Annotated in this window: 4 protein-coding genes; 2 read left to right on the top strand and 2 right to left on the bottom strand. The window is 70.5% G+C overall.

The features are described 5' to 3' along the window. Together AX724_RS05590 and AX724_RS05585 are read right to left on the bottom strand one after the other, a co-directional pair. On the bottom strand, positions 1 to 184 hold a 184-nt coding region (locus AX724_RS05590), incomplete at its 3' end, for a hypothetical protein (protein ID WP_066764252.1). An 81-nt stretch (positions 185 to 265) separates the two neighbouring features. Beyond that, a complete protein-coding gene (locus AX724_RS05585) occupies positions 266 to 505 on the bottom strand; it encodes a hypothetical protein (protein ID WP_066764251.1) in 240 nt (79 codons plus the stop codon). Between the two features lie 151 nt (positions 506 to 656). Here AX724_RS05585 and AX724_RS05580 point away from each other — a divergent pair, with 151 nt between their 5' ends. Then, positions 657 to 1,985: a M28 family peptidase gene (locus AX724_RS05580; protein WP_066764249.1), complete on the top strand. Its 1,329-nt coding sequence runs from the start codon at positions 657 to 659 to the stop codon at positions 1,983 to 1,985. 90 nt (positions 1,986 to 2,075) lie between these two features. Further along, the coding region (locus AX724_RS05575; protein WP_082733416.1) for a terminase large subunit domain-containing protein at positions 2,076 to 3,022 on the top strand (947 nt) is incomplete at its 3' end.

The following is a 3,022-nucleotide window of genomic DNA, read 5'->3' as shown; positions in this document are numbered from 1 at the left end:
GCAATGACCACAGGCCGGCGATCAGGGTCGCGCCGCCGATCGGGGCGAAGAGCAGGAGGAGGACGTTGACGCCGATGAGCAGGGTCAACGTCCTTTGCTGGCGCGCGGTCAGGCGGCTGGCGGGCGGTTCGGGCTGCGGCTCCCAGGGGGGCGGAGCGGGGTAGTCTTCAAGGTCCAGGAACATCGCGACTTCTCGCAGTTGCGGGAGAAGTCATCATGCCGGCCTTCGCGCGCGGCGCCAGCCGGGTTGCGGTTTGTCGAGACTTCAGCGCGGCGTGTCGTTGCCGAGGGCGGCGTCGTTGCCGAGCGAGCGGTCGCTGGCCAGGGCGAGCGCCTGCGCGCTGCCAGTGGCGGGCTTCACCGCGTCGGGCTTGTGCGCGATCACGCCGGCCGCGAGCGAGCCGCCGCCCACGATGAAGGCTGCGCCGAGGATCGAGAGGAGGAGGCGCGGATCGGTGCGCTGAGGGGGATAAGGATTCTTGTCGTCGAAACGCATCATACCCATGGGCAGGACTCCTTTTTGTTGCGATTGCGAACGATTGGGAAAATGGCGGAGGAGACGCGCCGGTTCCACCAACAGACCGTGACATTTTGTTGCGGAAACCCCTTGCTGCAGGCGGTTTACAAGCGTGCAACAGAGCGTCAGAAGAATTGCCATGACCAAGATAGTCCCGATCACCGCCATCCTGATCGCCGCCTGCGCGGCTGGCCCCGCCATCGCCCAGAGCAAGGCGCCCGATCCGGCGCGGCTGAAGACGACGGTCGAGAAGCTGGTGGGTTTCGGCACGCGCCATACGCTGTCGTCCGCGACCGACCCGAAGCGGGGCATCGGCGCGGCGCGCGCATGGGGCGCGGCCGAGTTTGCAAAGATAGCCAGGGGGTGCGGCGGCTGCCTGACCGTCGAGACGGTGGCGGACCGCTTCACCGGGCCGCGCGCGCCGCAGGGCGTGGAGGTGGTGGACGTGCTCGCCATCCAGAAGGGCATGGGCTGGACGGACTCTGGCCCGAACCAGGTGGTGATCGTCGCCGGCCATATCGACAGTCGGGTGAGCGACGTCATGAACGCGACCAGCGATGCGCCGGGCGCGAACGACAATGCGTCGGGCACGGCGCTGGTGATCGAGGCGGCGCGGGTGCTGGCGGGCGAAAAGTTCGACGGGACGATCGTCTATGCGCTGCTGTCGGGCGAGGAACAGGGGCTGTGGGGCGGCAAGTTGCTGGCCGAGACGGCGAAGAAGCGCGGATGGCAGGTGCGCGCGATGCTGAACAACGACATCGTCGGCAACACGGTCGGCCAGAACGGGCGGATCGTGGCGGACAGGGTGCGGGTGTTTTCCGAAGGCGCGCGCTTCATCGAGGACCGGCCCGCGGCGATGACGCGCCGGTCGATCGGCGGCGAGGATGACGGGCCTTCGCGCGCGCTGGCCAAGAAGATCGACGGGATAGCGGAGGCCAATCCGCAGATCGGGCTGGACGTGTTCGCGGTGCGGCGGTTCGACCGGTTCGGGCGGGGTGGCGACCATTCGCCCTTCCTGGAGCTGGGCTTCCCGGCGGTGCGCTTTTCGGTGGGGATCGAGAATTACGACCGGCAGCATCAGGACCTGCGGACCGAGAATGGCCGGGTCTATGGCGACACGGTGGAGGGGATGGACTTCCCCTATCTGGCGAAGGTGACGGCATTGAACGTCGCGGCGCTGCGGCAGCTGGCGGATGCGCCGGCCGCGCCTGCGACCGTTTCACTGGACGGGGCGCTGTCGATGGACACGCGGGTTTTCTGGGACGTGGTGCCGGGCGCTGCGGCCTATCGCGTCTATTGGCGGCGCGCGGACGCGCAGGACTGGACCGACAGCCGCGTCGTGACCGGCGCGACCGAGACGGTGCTGAAGGACGTGGTGGTGGACGATCATTTCATCGGCGTGGCGGCGGTGGCGAAGGACGGGGCGGAGAGTCTGGTGACGTTCGGAGGACAAGCGCCGCGCAAATAGGAGGCGTCGCCCCGCGATCGCGGCGGCGCGGAAGAGACAAAGACGGGAAAGGCGGCCTTCGGGTCGCCTTTTTTCGTGGGCGGAGGGGCGATGCGGGTTTCGGATCGGGAATGGCTGGCGGGCGAGGATGCGGACGTACGCGCGGGCCTGCTGCGACGGCTGGATGCCGGGGCGGCGGAGCGGCTGGCGCGGGAGTGGCGTTTTCTGGCGCGGCCGGCGCAGCTGGCTCCGGCGGGGGACTGGCGCGTGTGGCTGATGATGGCGGGGCGCGGTTTCGGCAAGACACGGGCCGGGGCGGAATGGGTGCGGTCGGTCGCGGAAGCCGACCCCGAGGCGCGGATCGCGCTGGTGGGCGCGACGCTGGGCGAGGCGCGGGCCGTGATGGTGGAGGGCGCGTCGGGCGTGCTGAGCGTCGCGCCATGGTGGGCGCGGCCCCGCTATGCGCCCGCGCTGCGGCGGCTGACCTGGCCCAATGGCGCGATGGCGACCTTGTTCGGCGCGGCGGAGCCGGAAGGATTGCGCGGGCCGCAGTTCAGCCATGGCTGGGCCGACGAGATCGCCAAATGGGCGGGCGGCGAGGCGGCGTGGGACAATCTGATGATGGGGATGCGGCTGGGCGGCGCATCCGGTTCTGGGCCGCGCGTGCTGGCGACGACGACGCCCCGGCCGGTGCCGCTGGTGCGGCGGCTGGTGGGCGCGGAGGACGTGGCGGTGACGAAGGGCACGACGGCGGAGAATGAAGCGAACCTGGCCCCCGGCTTCGTCGCGGCGATGGCGGCGCATTATGGCGGCACGCGGCTGGGCCGCGGGGACGCGTGCGGCATCGTGGTGGCGGGTCTGGGCAGCGACGGGCGCGGCTATGTGATCGCGGACGCGAGCGTCGAAGGGCAGCGGCCCGAGGGATGGGCGCGGGCGGTGGCGGCCGCAGCGATGGTGCATGGCGCGGACCGGGTGGTGGCCGAGGCGAACAATGGCGGGCAGATGGTCGAAAGCGTGCTGCGCGCGGCGGAGGCTGCGCTGCCGGTGCGGCTGGTCCA

Source organism: Sphingobium sp. CCH11-B1 (assembly GCF_001556865.1).
In the GTDB taxonomy this organism is placed as follows: Bacteria; Pseudomonadota; Alphaproteobacteria; order Sphingomonadales; family Sphingomonadaceae; genus Sphingobium.
The sequence above is the reverse complement of the archived record's forward strand: the minus strand, read 5'-3'. Positions and strand labels throughout refer to the sequence as shown.

Excerpts from the sequence above, each read along its gene's own strand:
- AX724_RS05585 (WP_066764251.1), bottom strand. The coding sequence starts at position 505 with ATGGGTATGATGCGTTTCGACGACAAGAATCCTTATCCCCCTCAGCGC.
- AX724_RS05580 (WP_066764249.1), top strand. The coding sequence starts at position 657 with ATGACCAAGATAGTCCCGATCACCGCCATCCTGATCGCCGCCTGCGCG.